Origin of the sequence: Candidatus Kurthia intestinigallinarum, from assembly GCF_003991225.1 — a bacterium.
GTDB lineage: Bacteria > Bacillota > Bacilli > Bacillales_A > Planococcaceae > Kurthia > Kurthia populi.
The window spans coordinates 113,797-127,135 of record NZ_JTFC01000031.1 but is presented as its reverse complement, the minus strand read 5'-3'; the positions used below and the strand labels follow the sequence as shown (position 1 = coordinate 127,135).

16 protein-coding genes and 1 riboswitch are annotated in these 13,339 nt (G+C 37.8%); of the genes, 10 read left to right on the top strand and 6 right to left on the bottom strand.

Going from position 1 to position 13,339, the window contains the following annotated elements; translation table 11 throughout:
* The first annotated feature begins 63 nt into the window (after nt 1-63).
* The 5 genes from QI30_RS09260 to QI30_RS09240 all read left to right on the top strand — a co-directional run bounded on the left by QI30_RS09260 (nt 64) and on the right by QI30_RS09240 (nt 3,780).
* Nucleotides 64-1,455: a protein adenylyltransferase SelO gene (locus tag QI30_RS09260; RefSeq protein ID WP_126990627.1), complete on the top strand. Its 1,392-nt coding sequence runs from the start codon at nt 64-66 to the stop codon at nt 1,453-1,455.
* 63 nt (nt 1,456-1,518) lie between these two features.
* On the top strand, nt 1,519-2,394 hold the full coding sequence (locus QI30_RS09255) for an SMP-30/gluconolactonase/LRE family protein (RefSeq protein WP_158621021.1): 876 nt from the start codon (nt 1,519-1,521) through the stop codon (nt 2,392-2,394).
* A 159-nt stretch (nt 2,395-2,553) separates the two neighbouring features.
* Nucleotides 2,554-3,090, top strand: coding sequence for an alkaline shock response membrane anchor protein AmaP (gene amaP, locus QI30_RS09250; protein ID WP_126990625.1), 537 nt, complete (start codon nt 2,554-2,556; stop codon nt 3,088-3,090).
* Nucleotides 3,091-3,105: 15 nt separating this feature from the next.
* Entirely contained in the window at nt 3,106-3,318 is a 213-nt protein-coding gene (locus QI30_RS09245) for a DUF2273 domain-containing protein (protein ID WP_126990624.1), read from the top strand.
* Between the two features lie 12 nt (nt 3,319-3,330).
* Nucleotides 3,331-3,780: an Asp23/Gls24 family envelope stress response protein gene (locus tag QI30_RS09240; protein WP_126990623.1), complete on the top strand. Its 450-nt coding sequence runs from the start codon at nt 3,331-3,333 to the stop codon at nt 3,778-3,780.
* A gap of 73 nt (nt 3,781-3,853) precedes the next feature.
* Here the strand turns inward: QI30_RS09240 and QI30_RS09235 are convergent, their stop codons facing one another.
* The 3 genes from QI30_RS09235 to trhA form a co-directional block, all read right to left on the bottom strand.
* Nucleotides 3,854-4,324 (bottom strand): dihydrofolate reductase, encoded by a 471-nt coding sequence (locus QI30_RS09235; protein WP_020189738.1) that lies wholly within the window; start codon nt 4,322-4,324, stop codon nt 3,854-3,856.
* A 15-nt stretch (nt 4,325-4,339) separates the two neighbouring features.
* The gene (locus QI30_RS09230; RefSeq protein ID WP_020189739.1) at nt 4,340-5,284 is read right to left on the bottom strand and encodes a thymidylate synthase; all 945 of its coding nucleotides are present in this window, start codon (nt 5,282-5,284) and stop codon (nt 4,340-4,342) included.
* A 114-nt stretch (nt 5,285-5,398) separates the two neighbouring features.
* Nucleotides 5,399-6,040: a PAQR family membrane homeostasis protein TrhA gene (trhA, locus tag QI30_RS09225; protein WP_126990622.1), complete on the bottom strand. Its 642-nt coding sequence runs from the start codon at nt 6,038-6,040 to the stop codon at nt 5,399-5,401.
* Between the two features lie 197 nt (nt 6,041-6,237).
* Between trhA and QI30_RS09220 the strand changes: the two genes are divergently transcribed.
* The 5 genes from QI30_RS09220 (at nt 6,238) to msrB (ending at nt 9,529) form a co-directional block, all read left to right on the top strand.
* The gene (locus QI30_RS09220) at nt 6,238-7,080 is read left to right on the top strand and encodes a DegV family protein (protein WP_126990621.1); all 843 of its coding nucleotides are present in this window, start codon (nt 6,238-6,240) and stop codon (nt 7,078-7,080) included.
* An 86-nt stretch (nt 7,081-7,166) separates the two neighbouring features.
* Complete coding sequence (locus QI30_RS09215; RefSeq protein ID WP_126990620.1) at nt 7,167-7,991, top strand: SGNH/GDSL hydrolase family protein; 825 nt, start codon at nt 7,167-7,169, stop codon at nt 7,989-7,991.
* Nucleotides 7,978-8,571 (top strand): YpmS family protein, encoded by a 594-nt coding sequence (locus tag QI30_RS09210; RefSeq protein ID WP_126990619.1) that lies wholly within the window; start codon nt 7,978-7,980, stop codon nt 8,569-8,571. Before QI30_RS09215 ends, QI30_RS09210 begins: the two co-directional genes overlap by 14 nt.
* Before the next feature lie 6 nt (nt 8,572-8,577).
* Nucleotides 8,578-9,114 carry a peptide-methionine (S)-S-oxide reductase MsrA gene (gene msrA / locus QI30_RS09205; protein WP_020189744.1) on the top strand — a complete coding sequence of 179 codons (537 nt, stop codon included), beginning with the start codon at nt 8,578-8,580 and terminating at the stop codon, nt 9,112-9,114.
* Nucleotides 9,104-9,529, top strand: a complete 426-nt coding sequence (gene msrB / locus QI30_RS09200) for a peptide-methionine (R)-S-oxide reductase MsrB (RefSeq protein ID WP_020189745.1) — start codon at nt 9,104-9,106, stop codon at nt 9,527-9,529. Before msrA ends, msrB begins: the two co-directional genes overlap by 11 nt.
* 60 nt (nt 9,530-9,589) lie before the next feature.
* On the opposite strand, the gene QI30_RS09195 is transcribed toward msrB, so the two are convergent.
* From QI30_RS09195 to QI30_RS09185, 3 genes are all read right to left on the bottom strand, one after another.
* Nucleotides 9,590-10,771 carry a PLP-dependent transferase gene (locus QI30_RS09195; protein ID WP_126990618.1) on the bottom strand — a complete coding sequence of 394 codons (1,182 nt, stop codon included), beginning with the start codon at nt 10,769-10,771 and terminating at the stop codon, nt 9,590-9,592.
* Nucleotides 10,764-11,879 (bottom strand): methionine biosynthesis PLP-dependent protein, encoded by a 1,116-nt coding sequence (locus tag QI30_RS09190; protein WP_126990617.1) that lies wholly within the window; start codon nt 11,877-11,879, stop codon nt 10,764-10,766. Before QI30_RS09190 ends, QI30_RS09195 begins: the two co-directional genes overlap by 8 nt.
* Before the next feature lie 76 nt (nt 11,880-11,955).
* Nucleotides 11,956-12,054, bottom strand: a riboswitch (SAM riboswitch).
* 183 nt (nt 12,055-12,237) lie between these two features.
* Nucleotides 12,238-13,227: an SH3 domain-containing protein gene (locus tag QI30_RS09185; RefSeq protein ID WP_126990616.1), complete on the bottom strand. Its 990-nt coding sequence runs from the start codon at nt 13,225-13,227 to the stop codon at nt 12,238-12,240.
* Nucleotides 13,228-13,339: the final 112 nt, after the last annotated feature.

Genomic DNA, 13,339 nt, shown 5'->3' with positions numbered 1-13,339 from the left:
CTAAGAGGTTATATTGCTTTTTTATGCTATGGTAGGAGTAATCAGGTAGAAAGGAATGATGAGATGTCATTCAACTTTGAAACAACGTATACGGCATTACCGCCGACTTTTTTTCGTGAGGTAAGTGAAAATCGAGTAAAAGAGTCACAGATTATATTATGGAATAAACGCTTAGCAGAGGAATTGGATGTAGAAGATGAATATGCAAATACAGCGCTATTTGCAGGTGCACAGCCACGTGATTATATTACTCAAGCATATGCAGGGCATCAGTTTGGTAATTTTACAATGCTTGGTGATGGGCGTGCTATGTTAATAGGGGAGCATGTTCATCAAAATAAACGTGTTGATGTGCAATTAAAAGGAAGCGGTCGTACGCCCTATTCTCGTGGCGGTGATGGCCGTGCCGGTATTGGTCCTATGGTACGAGAATATATTATTTCAGAAGCCATGAATGGATTGCGCATTCCTACAACGCGTAGTTTAGCTGTGACGACGACGGGGTTACCGGTTTATCGTGAAGAAGTACAGCAAGGTGCGGTGTTAACGCGTATCGCTGCGAGCCATTTACGTGTTGGGACTTTTCAATATGCACGTCATATGGTTGATGAGCATGCTGTACGTGAGTTAGCAGATTATGCGATGGCACGTCATTATGCTTCTCTTGAAAAAGGAGACTATATTGGGTTCTTTCGTGCAGTGATGCGTCGACAAGCACAATTAATTGCGCAGTGGCAACTTGTCGGATTTGTACATGGCGTTATGAATACAGATAATATGACGATTAGTGGTGAGACAATTGATTATGGACCATGTGCATTTTTAGATGTGTTTCATGCGGATCAATTTTTCAGTTCAATTGATCAACAGGGGCGTTATCGTTACAGTCAGCAACCGGCAATTGGTGGATGGAATTTAACACGTTTTGCTGAGACGTTATTACCGTTGATTGATGACAATGAAGAGGTAGCAATTGCAGCGTTAGAAGAAGTATTAATGACGTACCCACAAGTATTTGGAGATGCCTGGCTAGCAGGTATGCGTGACAAGTTGGGCTTGGCTACTGCTCGCATGGAAGATCGTAATTTAGCAGAACAATTATTAAGTTGGATGGAAGCGAACCAAGCGGATTTTACAGAGACATTCCGCGCTTTATCGGAAGGAAAAGCCATTACAGGATTAGCAGAGTGGCAAAAGCAATGGGAGAAACGATTAGAAATAGAAGGAACAACAGTAGAAGCGGCGCAGCAATGCATGCGACGTGTTAATCCAGCGATTATTGCACGTAATTATTATGTGGAAGCGGCCATTCAAGACGCTGAAGCTGGCAATATGGATGCCGTTGAAATGCTAGTTGAGGCATTGCAAAATCCCTATGAAGTCAAAGAAACGCATCAACATTTCCGTACACCTCCTACTATGCAAAACCCATATGTAACATATTGTGGCACATAACAATTTCTTTTACTGTATGAAATCCGCTATAATAACAAAAAATGGATGTTGGAGGGACTGTATATGATGAATGCACGACTTGTTGAACCATATAAAGGACGATTATTAGAAGGCCCTGTTTGGGATGCGTCAGAGATGTGTTTACGTTTTGTTGATATTAAAAATAATTATTTGTACCGTTATACACCTGCAACACAGGAAAGTTCGAAATTGCCATTTAAAGAGGATGTGACCTTTGTCGCGAATACGGATACATCGTCACTACTTGTTACAACCCGAGATACGATTTGGTTTGTTGATACAAAAACAGGTGAAAAAGAAATGTTTGTTCAGTTTGAGGATTTAAGTGAAACGATGCGTTTTAATGATGGTGGTATTGATCCTTATGGGCGACTATGGATTGGAACAATGAATGAAGATGAGGAGACACCTAATGCAAAATTATATGTTGTTGATAAGAGCGGCGATATAAATGTTGCGCTAACGGGCTTGACGATTTCAAATGGACTTGCTTGGAATAATACGGGGGATACGATGTATGCAATCGATACACCGACGCAAAAAATTATGGCGTATCCATTTGATGAACAAACAACAACACTTTCAAATGGTCGTGTTATTTATGATTTTAGTAATGAAATCGGGAGTCCAGACGGTATGACGATTGATGCAACCAATCAATTGTGGGTAGCTTTATGGGGCGGTTCGCGTGTCGTTTGTATTGATCCTGAAACACAACAAATTATCGATGCAATTGATGTGCCAGCTGCAAATGTTACGAGCTGTGCCTTTGAACCAGGAAGTACTCGATTGTATATTACAACAGCTTCTGAAGGGTTAAGTGAGCAACAACGTACAGAACAGCCAAATGCAGGAAGCCTATTTGTAGCAGATATAGACGTAACTTCTGCTCCAATTTATTTGTTTCAAAGAAAATAAAATCGAGTATTTTTTAGTAAAAAGCTAGTGCTGTGTATTTACACAACACTAGCTTTTTTATATTTTACGCATAGGATAGTTGATTTTTATTAAAAAATGATTATAACACGCATTAGGAGGGAAAAGTTTAATGTTGACAATTATTAGGAGGGATTGTGTATGAAGCGACTTTTAAGTTTTTTATTTGCACTTGTGTTGCTTGTTACAACAGCCATTTTACTATTTTTATATGTTGATATACCTTCTTGGATGTTGTATCAACAAGAATTACGTTCGTATAATTGGTTTCAGCTCACATTATATAGTTTAGTGGGAGTTGTACTTGTGGTTGCGATTGTAATGATTATTTTAGGTTTGTCACCCTCGCATAAAAAACGTAATTTGACATCAAAATACGCAGACGGGAATATGTCGTTTAATAAGCGAGCTATTGAGAAAAACATTCAACATACAGTTGGAAAATATCAAGATGTTCGTCAACCAAGCATTGCTGTTTATTTGTACGAAAAGAAAAAAGCAGCTTATATCGACATTGTATTAGACGTTTTTATCGCACAAACGAATAGCATCCAAACGCTTGTAAAAACAATGCGTCAAGATGTGAAAGATACAACGGAACATTTTTCAGAATTGCCAGTACGAGATGTAAAGGTGAATGTATTAGATCAAAAGCTATTAAATAAACGAGTTATTTAGTAAGGAGGTCGTGTCATGAACGAAGAGCATTCCTTTGCGCAATTTTTAAAAGAATATAAATGGCGTATTATTGGATTTATCACGATGTTACTAGTAGGTATTTTATTTTTAACACTTGGTTTCTGGAAAACATTATTAATTATTTTGTTATGTGCAATTGGTGTTGGTATAGGATACGCGAAAGACCGTACGGCACAGTTTTTAACATTTTTTGATAAATTACGTTAGGGGGACAATCGGATGACAAATTCATATAATAAGCAAGTAGAAATTAATCGTCAAGCTACAGAAAATGAACGTACATTTCACCACTCACTTACATTTGATAACAGTGTTGTTGAAAAAATTGCAGCTATTTCAGCTCGTGAAGTGCAAGGCATTTTAGATATGAAAGGTGGCTTTGCTGCTGGCTTAACAAATCGACTAGGCGCAAAAGATGGTCTTACGAATGGTGTTAGTGTGGAAGTAGGAGAAAAGCAAGCAGCCGTTGATTTGAAGGTTATTTTAGAATATAGTCAAAGTGCACCTGTTATTTTCAAACAAGCAGCAGAGAGTGTGAAATCACAAATTTATCATATGACGGGACTAGAAGTTGTAGAAGTTAATATGCATGTGGATGATGTGATGACACAAAAAGAATATATGCAGTCTAAATCTTCAGCGAATGAATCTAATAGTGAACTACAATAACGATTAACTAAAAAAAAGACCTGTTCAAAGATTATATCTTGAACAGGTCTTTTTTAGTGTCAGCTAACAAAGTTTATTTTTCAAATACTTTATATTCAAAAGTATAGCCATCTGCTTGTTGAGGTTCAGAAGTAGAAACTTCATTCCAACCTGGATAAGCAGGGAAGTACGTATCACCTGGGAACTGATGGTGGATTTCTGTAATATAGAGGCGATCTGCAAGTGGTAAGGCATCAGCAAAAATTTTACCGCCACCAATGACCATTACTTCCTCATGCTGCGTTGCTGCAAGTTCTAATGCTTGTTGTAAGCTACTAACGGTCGTAATACCATCTGCAGTATAGTGCTCATTTCTAGTAATAACAATATTAAGACGACCAGGAAGTGCACGACCGATTGATTCAAATGTTTTACGGCCCATGATAATTGGTTTTCCCATAGTTGTGCGTTTGAAATAAGCTAAATCACCAGGTAAATGCCAAGGCATGTCGTTTTTGTATCCGATGACGCGATTTTCATCGTGTGCAACAATTAATGAAATCATTTTTAGGGCTCCTTTTTAAACAGAAATAGGTGCTTTTATTCGTGGATAAGGATCATAGCCATCGATGACTAAATCACTCATCTCATAATCAAAAATCGATTGTTTATCTGTAATGATTCGTAGCTGTGGTAATGTACGAGGTTCACGAATTAACTGTTCATTTACTTGATTTAAATGGTTTTTATATAAGTGAGCATCGCCCAGTGTGTGTACAAAATCGCCTACTTCAAGGCCACATTCTTTCGCGATTAAATGAGTTAATAGGGCATAGCTTGCGATATTAAATGGGACACCTAAAAACACATCTGCTGAGCGCTGATAGAGCTGACAAGATAACTTGCCGTCCGCTACATAAAATTGGAATAGCGTGTGACAAGGTGGTAGAGCCATATCTTCCACTTCTGCAGGATTCCAAGCACTAACAATATGGCGGCGTGAATTTGGATTATGTTTAATCGATTCGATGACATTATGCAACTGGTCAATTGTTCCACCCGTTGCATCAGGCCATGAGCGCCATTGTTTTCCGTAAACGGGACCTAAATCTCCATAGGCTTTTGCGAAGGCATCATCGTTTAAGATACGTTGTTGGAACAAAGCCATTTGTTCATCATAAGCTGCTTTAAATTCGTTATCTGTTAAAGAACGATGGCCAAAATCTGTCATATCAGGACCCGTATATTCGGTAGAAGTGACCCACTTTTCAAAAGCCCATTCATCCCAAATATGATTGTTTTGCGCGATTAAGGTACGGACATTTGTATCGCCTTTTAAAAACCATAAAAGCTCGGTTGCGATCAGACGAAATGCTGTTTTTTTAGTTGTTAATAGAGGAAAGCCCTCCTGTAAGTTAAAGCGCATTTGATAACCGAAAACACTGTATGTACCTGTGCCTGTTCGGTCACCTTTATCATGACCTTCCGCTAAAATATGACGGCAAAGATCTAAATATTGTTTCATCTCAACATCCCTCCTGAAATTCTGTGTTTAATGATAACGGAAATAGAAGGCACTAGCTACTAAAATTGTCTTAAATAGAAAAACCGAGCTTGAAATTTCAAGCTCGGTTAATGATTAGACATAAAATAAAACCGTCACAAGCATAAAGGCACTGCCTGCTAATACGAATACATGCCAGATTGCATGATTATAAGGGATTTTATGATTGGCGAAGAAGAAAGCACCGATGGTATACATTAAACCACCTGCTAATAAGTATGAAAATCCGGTCATTGTAATATGCGTAACAACGGTTTTAAAGGCGAGAATGATAAGCCAGCCCATTCCTAAGTAACAAATAAGTGATACGGCTTTAAAACGTTCGATAAAGAAGAATTTAAAGACGATACCACATAGTGCAAGGCCCCATTCAATACCGAAAATTGTCCAGCCTAGTCCACCGCCAATCGCAATTAATGCGAACGGTGTGTACGTGCCAGCGATTAGAATGTAAATAGAGCAGTGGTCGATGATGCGGAATTGACGTCTTTTCGACAATGGTGATGCATGATAAACGGTTGAAGCTAAAAAGAGGATCATTGTTGAAATACCAAAAATAGTGAAGCTTGTGACATATAATGCAGAACCGGTAGAAGCGGAGCGCATAATTAAGAAGATAAGCGCAGGTATTGCAAGAATAAATCCTAAACCGTGGGTGATGACATTCCATGTTTCCTCATTGTTCTTGCGGTTATCTAACGTTGTAATTGTTGCCATTAAATGACACTCCTATCTATAAAAGTTAAATTTACTTTTGTTTTTTCTTTATAAATCTATTATGACGCTAATTTTGTTATCCAAATATTGACGTTTGTCACATGTATCACATGACAAAAACGAGTAAAATACGATATAACAGAAAGAAGACGAGCAGAAATGCTTCACAAGCAGTAGAAATGGATGTGTCAATAATTATGAAACGTGTACATGTCGTAACGGATTCCACAAGTGGAATCACACAACAAGACATTGCAAAATACGATATTCATGTCGTACCTTTAACAGTTTTTATCGATGGAGAATCATTTCAAGACGGTGAAAACTTAACACCTACACAATTTTTAGATAAAATGTCGCAAGCAAAAGCATTACCAAAAAGCTCACAGCCGCCAATGGGTGTGTTTGAAGAATTATTTAATGAACTAGGAAAAGATGGAGATGACGTTCTGGTATTAACGCTTACACATACATTAAGCGGTACCGTACGTTCAGCTGAATCAGCTGGTGAATCGTCTATCGCTAATGTGAAAGTAATCGATTCGCAATTTACATCCTGGGGTTTAGGTTTCCAAGTGTTAGAAGCTGCTAAAATGGCTCAACAAGGTAAATCATTAGATGAAATTGTTGCTCGTGTTGAAACGGTTCGTGACAATACGAAACTCTACCTTGTCGTTGATACGCTCGAAAATTTAATTAAAGGTGGCCGTATCGGTAAGGGAATGGGTATGGTTGGTGCGTTGCTAAACATTAAGCCGGTTGCAATAGTAGAAGATGGTGCATTAAAAAACTTCGCAAAAGTGCGCAGCCATAAACAAGTATTAAAGTTGTTGAAAAAGCAATTTTTAGAAGATACAGCGGGTAAAACAATTAAAGGAATTGGTTTAGAACACGCAGATAGTCTAGCGTTAACAGAGCCCTTATTAGAGTTCTTTAAAAATGAAATTGGGTTTGAGGATGTTCGATTTAATGTGACGTCTCCAATCATTAGTACGCATACAGGTGTCGGTGCGATTGGTTTAAGCTATTATGCAGAATAATCACATCACATTAGTTTAAAAACGCTGCAATTAGTAGTAACATTAAAGTTGTCCATAGGGGCAACTTTTTTTAGTGGGAGATGGGTATGAGAAAGGTTTGGGCAATATGTGTGATGGTGCTATCAATTAGCGTGCTTAGTGCATGTGATATTACATCACAATTAGAAGACAGTGGCTGGGTGCCGTTTAGCGATAAAAAGAATATCAAAGATAAGCCAATTCATTATGTGTCCTTAGGAGATTCCTTGACTGAGGGTATTGGCGATGAGAAAAATCAAGGTGGGTATGTAGGGCGTCTTGCAAAAGAAATGCAAACATGGGATGGAGTAAAAAGTGTTACTGTAACGAATGCTGCAAAGAAAGGGCGTCGTAGCGATCAATTATTAGCGCAACTTGAGAGTGGCGAATTAGATGATACATTAAAGAATGCTGATATTATTACATTTACAATTGGCGGCAATGATATTATGAAAATTGTAAAGTCTCATATGAGTAGTCTTGATAAAGGAGACTTTGACCGTGAGTTACCTTCGTACGAAAAGCGCTATGAGAAAATATTCCAAGCAATTCGTGAACAAAATAAGAAAGTGCCCATTATTGCAATAGGTGTGTATAATCCATTTACGGTTTACACAAATGATGTAGGGCAAACAGATATCATTATGAAGGAATATAACGATGTCATGCGTACGATTATCGAACAGGAAAATCATTATGCGATTTTTGTACCAATTAATGATTTATTTGTCTCGGATGATGATAGTGTTTATCATAATGATTACTTCCATCCGAATGCAAAAGGATATCGTTTAATGGAACATCGTATTTTAACGACACTCGAACAGCAAGATTTATATACTTTATCAAGTGGAAACTTAGACATGGGGGGAAATAGCGATGATAAAAAATAAATGGAAATTGGCTTTCTTTACACTACTAGCACTTATTATCATTGCGCTTGTTGTATTATTTGTCATGGTGACATCTTCAAGTGAAGACCAAGCTATTCCAACGAATTTAAACCAAATTAATGGTAGTGAAGTGACAGTCAAAGCGACAGCAGATGATTTTGAAACCTTAGCGAATCATTTTATTAGTGATGCAACGGCAGATACACAAATGCCGATGAAAATGTTTGTAGACAAAGATATTACATTGACGAGCAAGGTGAGTGTTCTTGGGGCAACCTTACCAGTGACAATGGATTTTGACCCGTCAATTGATGACAAAGGTAATTTAATTTTAAAGCAGACAAGTATTGCTATCGGGCGTCTAGATATTCCTACACAGACGGCATTGAAACTAGTAAAAGACTCAGGGAAACTACCGGATTTTATTACGATTCAACCGAGCGAGAATCAAGCATATATTAATTTGAATGCTATTGAAGTGCCTGTTTCAAAAGGGACGGATGCCCATGTTCGTGCCACAAAATTTGATTTAAATAATGATGAGATTGAGTTGAAAGTAATTATTCCATCGAAGGAGTAGAGAGCGATGACAAAACAAGTTGCAACATTTGCTGGCGGTTGTTTTTGGTGTATGGTGAAGCCATTTGATGAACAACCAGGAATTGAAGCTGTTATTTCAGGGTATACAGGTGGCACAGTTGAAAATCCAACGTATGAACAAGTTTGTTCGGAGACAACAGGGCATTATGAAGCAGTTCAAATAATTTTTGATGATGCTATTTATCCATATGAAAAATTAGTAGAACTTTATTGGAAGCTAATAGACCCAACGGATGCAGGAGGACAGTTTTATGACCGCGGCGGCAGTTATCAAACGGCTATTTTTTACCACGATGATAAACAAAAAGAAATTGCAGAAGCCTCAAGAGATGCATTACAAGCTTCTGGAAAATTTCAGCAGCCAATTGTTGTAAAGATTTTACCTGCAAAGCCTTTTTATGTGGCAGAAGCGTATCATCAACAGTATTATAAAAAAAATCCGATGCATTACGAGCGTTATTCACATGGCTCAGGACGTGTCGCATTTCAACAACAACATTGGGGGAATATTTATGAAAAATAAAGAACAACGTTTAAAAGAGCTGACAGATATGCAATATCATGTAACACAAGAAGAAGGTACAGAGCCACCGTACAGCAATGAATTTGATGAGCATTTTGAGGAAGGTTTGTATGTTGATATTGTATCAGGAGAACCTTTATTTACATCAAAAGAGAAATTCAACTCGGGTTGTGGTTGGCCGGCATTTACAAAACCAATCGATGCATTAACTGAAAATACAGATACACGCTTTGGTATGCTGCGCACGGAAGTACGTAGTAAAGAAGCCGATTCACATTTAGGACATGTGTTTCCGGATGGTCCTGTAGAATCAGGCGGCTTACGTTATTGTATTAATTCAGCAGCACTACGTTTTGTGCCGAAAGCAGAATTAGAACAACAAGGATATGGCGAATATTTGTCTCATTTTGAATAACTATTGTCTCCATAAAAAAACAGGAATCGCTTTGGCGGTTCCTGTTTTTTGTATGAATTTTTATTTTACGGCTGTTGCTTCTACTGCTTTTGCAAATGCTTGTTCAAAGTCTTGGATTAAATCATCCACATTTTCTAAGCCGACAGAGAGGCGTAATAAGCCTTCTGTAATACCACGCTTATCGCGCTCTTCTTTTGGTATTGCTGCATGACTCATTGTGACAGGATAAGAAAGAATGGATTCTACGCCACCTAAACTTACGGCGAAAATAGGGATTTGTACATTTTCAACAAATACTTTTGTAAATTCTTTTGAGGGTAATTCAAAAGAAAGAACTGCACCTGCACTTGTGGCTTGCTTGAAGTGTGTAGTATGCCCTGGATGTGACGTAAGACCAGGGTAGTGAACCGCTGTAACATAGTCACTTTTCTCAAGGAAATGCGCGATTTTCTCAGCAGAGGCGCTTTCTAGCGTTAGGCGAGCATTCAATGTCTTGATGCCTTGAATAAGTGAAAAGGAATCCTGTGCACCTAAAATGGCACCCATTGAATTTTGCATGAAATAAATATCATTGCCGATTTCTTCATCTTTTGTCACAGCAAGACCTGCGATGATATCACTATGTCCACCAAGGAATTTTGTGGCGCTATGAAGAATAACATCTGCACCTAAATCAAGCGGCTTTTGATAAAGTGGTGTCATAAATGTATTATCAACAAATGTTTTTAACTGATGTTTTTTAGCAAGGGCGATAACCCCTGATAAATCTGTAATGCCTAATAAAGGATTAGCAGGTGTTTCTGCGTATAATACTTTTGTGTTGTCTTGAATGGCTGCTTCCACTTCATTTAAGTTAGAGAAGTCTGCAAATGTGTGTGTAATATTGTATTTTGGTAATACTTCCGTGACGAAGCGATATGTACCACCATATACCTCTGAAGTAATAACAATATGATCGCCTGCATTTAGTGTTAACAGGGCAGAAGCGATTGCGGCGATGCCGGATGAAAACGCGAAGCCACGTGTACCATGTTCTAATTCAGCAATTGTATTTTCAAGTGCTTGACGAGTAGGGTTGCCTGAACGGCTATAGTCAAATGGCCCAAAGCTATCAAAGTGCTCTTGGTCGAATGTAGAAGATACATAAATCGGTATGTTGACTGCACCTGTCTTAGTCTCGTAATCACCACGTGTAGAAGCGGTAATTAAAGTTGTTTCAAAGTTTTCATTATGATTAGTCATGTGTTGTCACTCCTTCTAATGTTGCGAAAACGCGTTGTAGGTCTGCTGTTAAATCGTCGACATCTTCTAAGCCAACAGAGAAGCGTAAGAGTGAAGCATCTACACCTCGCGCATTACGCTCTTCTTCAGGGATATCTGCGTGTGTTTGTGTTGTTGGGTAGGTGATAAAACTTTCAACGCCACCAAGGCTCTCAGCGAACGCAATGAGGTCAATTCCTTCTAAAAATGTTGGTACCCACTCAGCTTTTTGTAGGCGGAATGAAATCATGCCACCAAGACCAGCATAAAGGACATCTTTCACTTCTGGCTGTGCAGTTAAAAATTCTACGAGTGCAGTGGCATTTTTCGTATGCTGTTTCATACGTAAATGAAGTGTTTTTAAACCGCGAATTAATAACCAACAGTCAAAGGCACCAAGTGTTGCGCCACTTGCATTATGTTGTAAAAATAGTTGTTCACTTAATTCTTCACCTTTTGCAACAACAAGGCCCGCTAGAACATCATTGTGTCCGCCAATATACTTCGTGGCACTATGTAAAACGATGTCAGCACCAAGCTCGATAGGACGTTGATAGTAGGGTGTTAAAAATGTATTATCGACAATCAACAATAGATTATGTTCATGTGCAAGCACTGCATAATCTTCAATTGAAATTTCTTGCATTAATGGGTTTGTAGGTGTTTCAATAAAAATTGCTTTTGTTTTATCATTGATTAGTGCTGTGACTTCATTGATATCTTTGAATGGATTAAAATGCGCTTTTATATCGTATTGTTGTTCATATTGCTTAGCTAAACGATATGTACCTCCATATAAGTCATCGGGATAGATTATTTCATCTCCCGCTTTAAATAAAGAGAAGACAAGTCCTACAGCAGCCATACCGCTACTACAAGCAAATCCAGCTGTCCCACCTTCTAAATCAGCAATGCCACTTTCTAAAACATCGCGTGTAGGGTTTTTCGTACGTGTATAGTCATAACCTGTTGATTGACCAAGGCCTGGGTGACGATAGGCCGTTGATAAATAAATGGGTGTATTAATTGCACCGGTGCGTTCATCTGAATTATTACCAAGCTGTGCTAATTTTGTTTCGATTGTTGTCATATGTCATCATCCTTTATGAATAAAATAAAAACACCCCGATCTACACAGTAGAAAGGGGCACTTGAAAATACGTCCTTTCTTATCTGTAAGACTATGTCTTCGCGGATGTAGCACCTTCCAATGGGGGTTGCTGAGATGTCAATGGGCCACGTCCCTCAATCTCTCTCGATAAGAAAATCTATTAAGTTAATAAGATATAATCAATTAATGGAATTCTAACACTAATTGACAATTGTGACAATATAAAATCTGAAAAATTACAAAAATCAGAAAAAGAAAACGATTATATGATTATTAGTTTAAAAATTACATAAAAAAAGAACCGCAAAAGCGATTCTTTTAAATAGCGTAGCGCAGATTACTTAACGCTTTTTAATTGGAATACTGTTTTTGTGCCTTTTGTGATTTTCACAACGCCTGTTGTTGGCGCAATATAATACGTTTCATTGCCAACTTTAACTGTAATTGTGTTAGTGAATTTACCAGCTTTTGTTGTCACTGTTTTGTTCACGCCTGTTACTTTATAAGTCATTGAGCCGTTCTTATACGTGTCACCAACTGCGAAAGGATAGTTTAATAATTTCACTGCTTTTTCGCCAGCTTTTTTATAGTAAAGACCTTTATTAGCTACTTCTTTTAAATAAACTTTTGATGTTTTGTTTGTTTTGCTATCGTGCATTGTCCATACCGTATAGCCTGAAGATGTTTTTTTACCTTTGCTAGAAAGGGTTACATTAGAGCCATTATGAGCGTATTTATACGTTTTAGCTGTTTGTAAGTTGTAGCCTTTTTTCGTTGTGTTTGCAGGTGTTGATGGCTTTGTTGTCGTAGCAGGTTTTTTTGCACCAATATAATCTTTATACACATAAGCTGTGCTGTTATTATATTTGATTTTTACCCAACCATCTTTTGTTGTACCATAAGCAGTTACTTTTGTTCCAGGTGTTAATTTACCAAGAATTTTTGATGATACATTGCCTTTTTGGCGAACGTTTGCACCAGGTTGTTGAATATATTTCGTTGATGATTTTGTTGTCGTAGCTGGTGTTTTATCATCTGTAGTTGTTGATACTTTAACGTAGTCTTTATAAATATATGCTTTTTTATCATTAAATTTGATTTGAACCCAACCATTTTTGTCAGTTGAATAAACGATTACTTTGTCACCTTTTTTAAGTGCGCCAAGTGAATCGCTTTTTAAATCAGCAGCTTCACGAACAGTGACAGGATTTAAAACTGTACCCGTCATTGTTGTTGCAGTAGTCGTTGCAGCAAAAGATGGTGTTGCAACTGTTAATGTAGAAGCAGTTAGTACTCCTAAAGATAATACGTATTTTGTTAATTTCATGTTAAATCATCTCCTGTTAGGCAATAATACCACTAAAATATGCGAAAGTGTATACTTTCCTGTCATTAGTGGAGCAATCCTGTAACAGGACGAGATTCGAAAGAGAAGGTTT

Bases quoted from the DNA above. Each gene is read 5' to 3' on its own strand.
- amaP (WP_126990625.1), top strand. From the start codon at position 2,554: ATGAAGCGACTTTTAAGTTTTTTATTTGCACTTGTGTTGCTTGTTACA.
- QI30_RS09220 (WP_126990621.1), top strand. From the start codon at position 6,238: ATGAAACGTGTACATGTCGTAACGGATTCCACAAGTGGAATCACACAA.
- QI30_RS09245 (WP_126990624.1), top strand. From the start codon at position 3,106: ATGAACGAAGAGCATTCCTTTGCGCAATTTTTAAAAGAATATAAATGG.
- QI30_RS09235 (WP_020189738.1), bottom strand. From the start codon at position 4,324: ATGATTTCATTAATTGTTGCACACGATGAAAATCGCGTCATCGGATAC.
- QI30_RS09255 (WP_158621021.1), top strand. From the start codon at position 1,519: ATGATGAATGCACGACTTGTTGAACCATATAAAGGACGATTATTAGAA.
- trhA (WP_126990622.1), bottom strand. From the start codon at position 6,040: ATGGCAACAATTACAACGTTAGATAACCGCAAGAACAATGAGGAAACA.
- QI30_RS09215 (WP_126990620.1), top strand. From the start codon at position 7,167: ATGAGAAAGGTTTGGGCAATATGTGTGATGGTGCTATCAATTAGCGTG.
- QI30_RS09185 (WP_126990616.1), bottom strand. From the start codon at position 13,227: ATGAAATTAACAAAATACGTATTATCTTTAGGAGTACTAACTGCTTCT.
- QI30_RS09260 (WP_126990627.1), top strand. From the start codon at position 64: ATGTCATTCAACTTTGAAACAACGTATACGGCATTACCGCCGACTTTT.
- QI30_RS09195 (WP_126990618.1), bottom strand. From the start codon at position 10,771: ATGACTAATCATAATGAAAACTTTGAAACAACTTTAATTACCGCTTCT.
- QI30_RS09240 (WP_126990623.1), top strand. From the start codon at position 3,331: ATGACAAATTCATATAATAAGCAAGTAGAAATTAATCGTCAAGCTACA.
- QI30_RS09210 (WP_126990619.1), top strand. From the start codon at position 7,978: ATGATAAAAAATAAATGGAAATTGGCTTTCTTTACACTACTAGCACTT.
- msrA (WP_020189744.1), top strand. From the start codon at position 8,578: ATGACAAAACAAGTTGCAACATTTGCTGGCGGTTGTTTTTGGTGTATG.
- QI30_RS09230 (WP_020189739.1), bottom strand. From the start codon at position 5,284: ATGAAACAATATTTAGATCTTTGCCGTCATATTTTAGCGGAAGGTCAT.
- QI30_RS09190 (WP_126990617.1), bottom strand. From the start codon at position 11,879: ATGACAACAATCGAAACAAAATTAGCACAGCTTGGTAATAATTCAGAT.
- msrB (WP_020189745.1), top strand. From the start codon at position 9,104: ATGAAAAATAAAGAACAACGTTTAAAAGAGCTGACAGATATGCAATAT.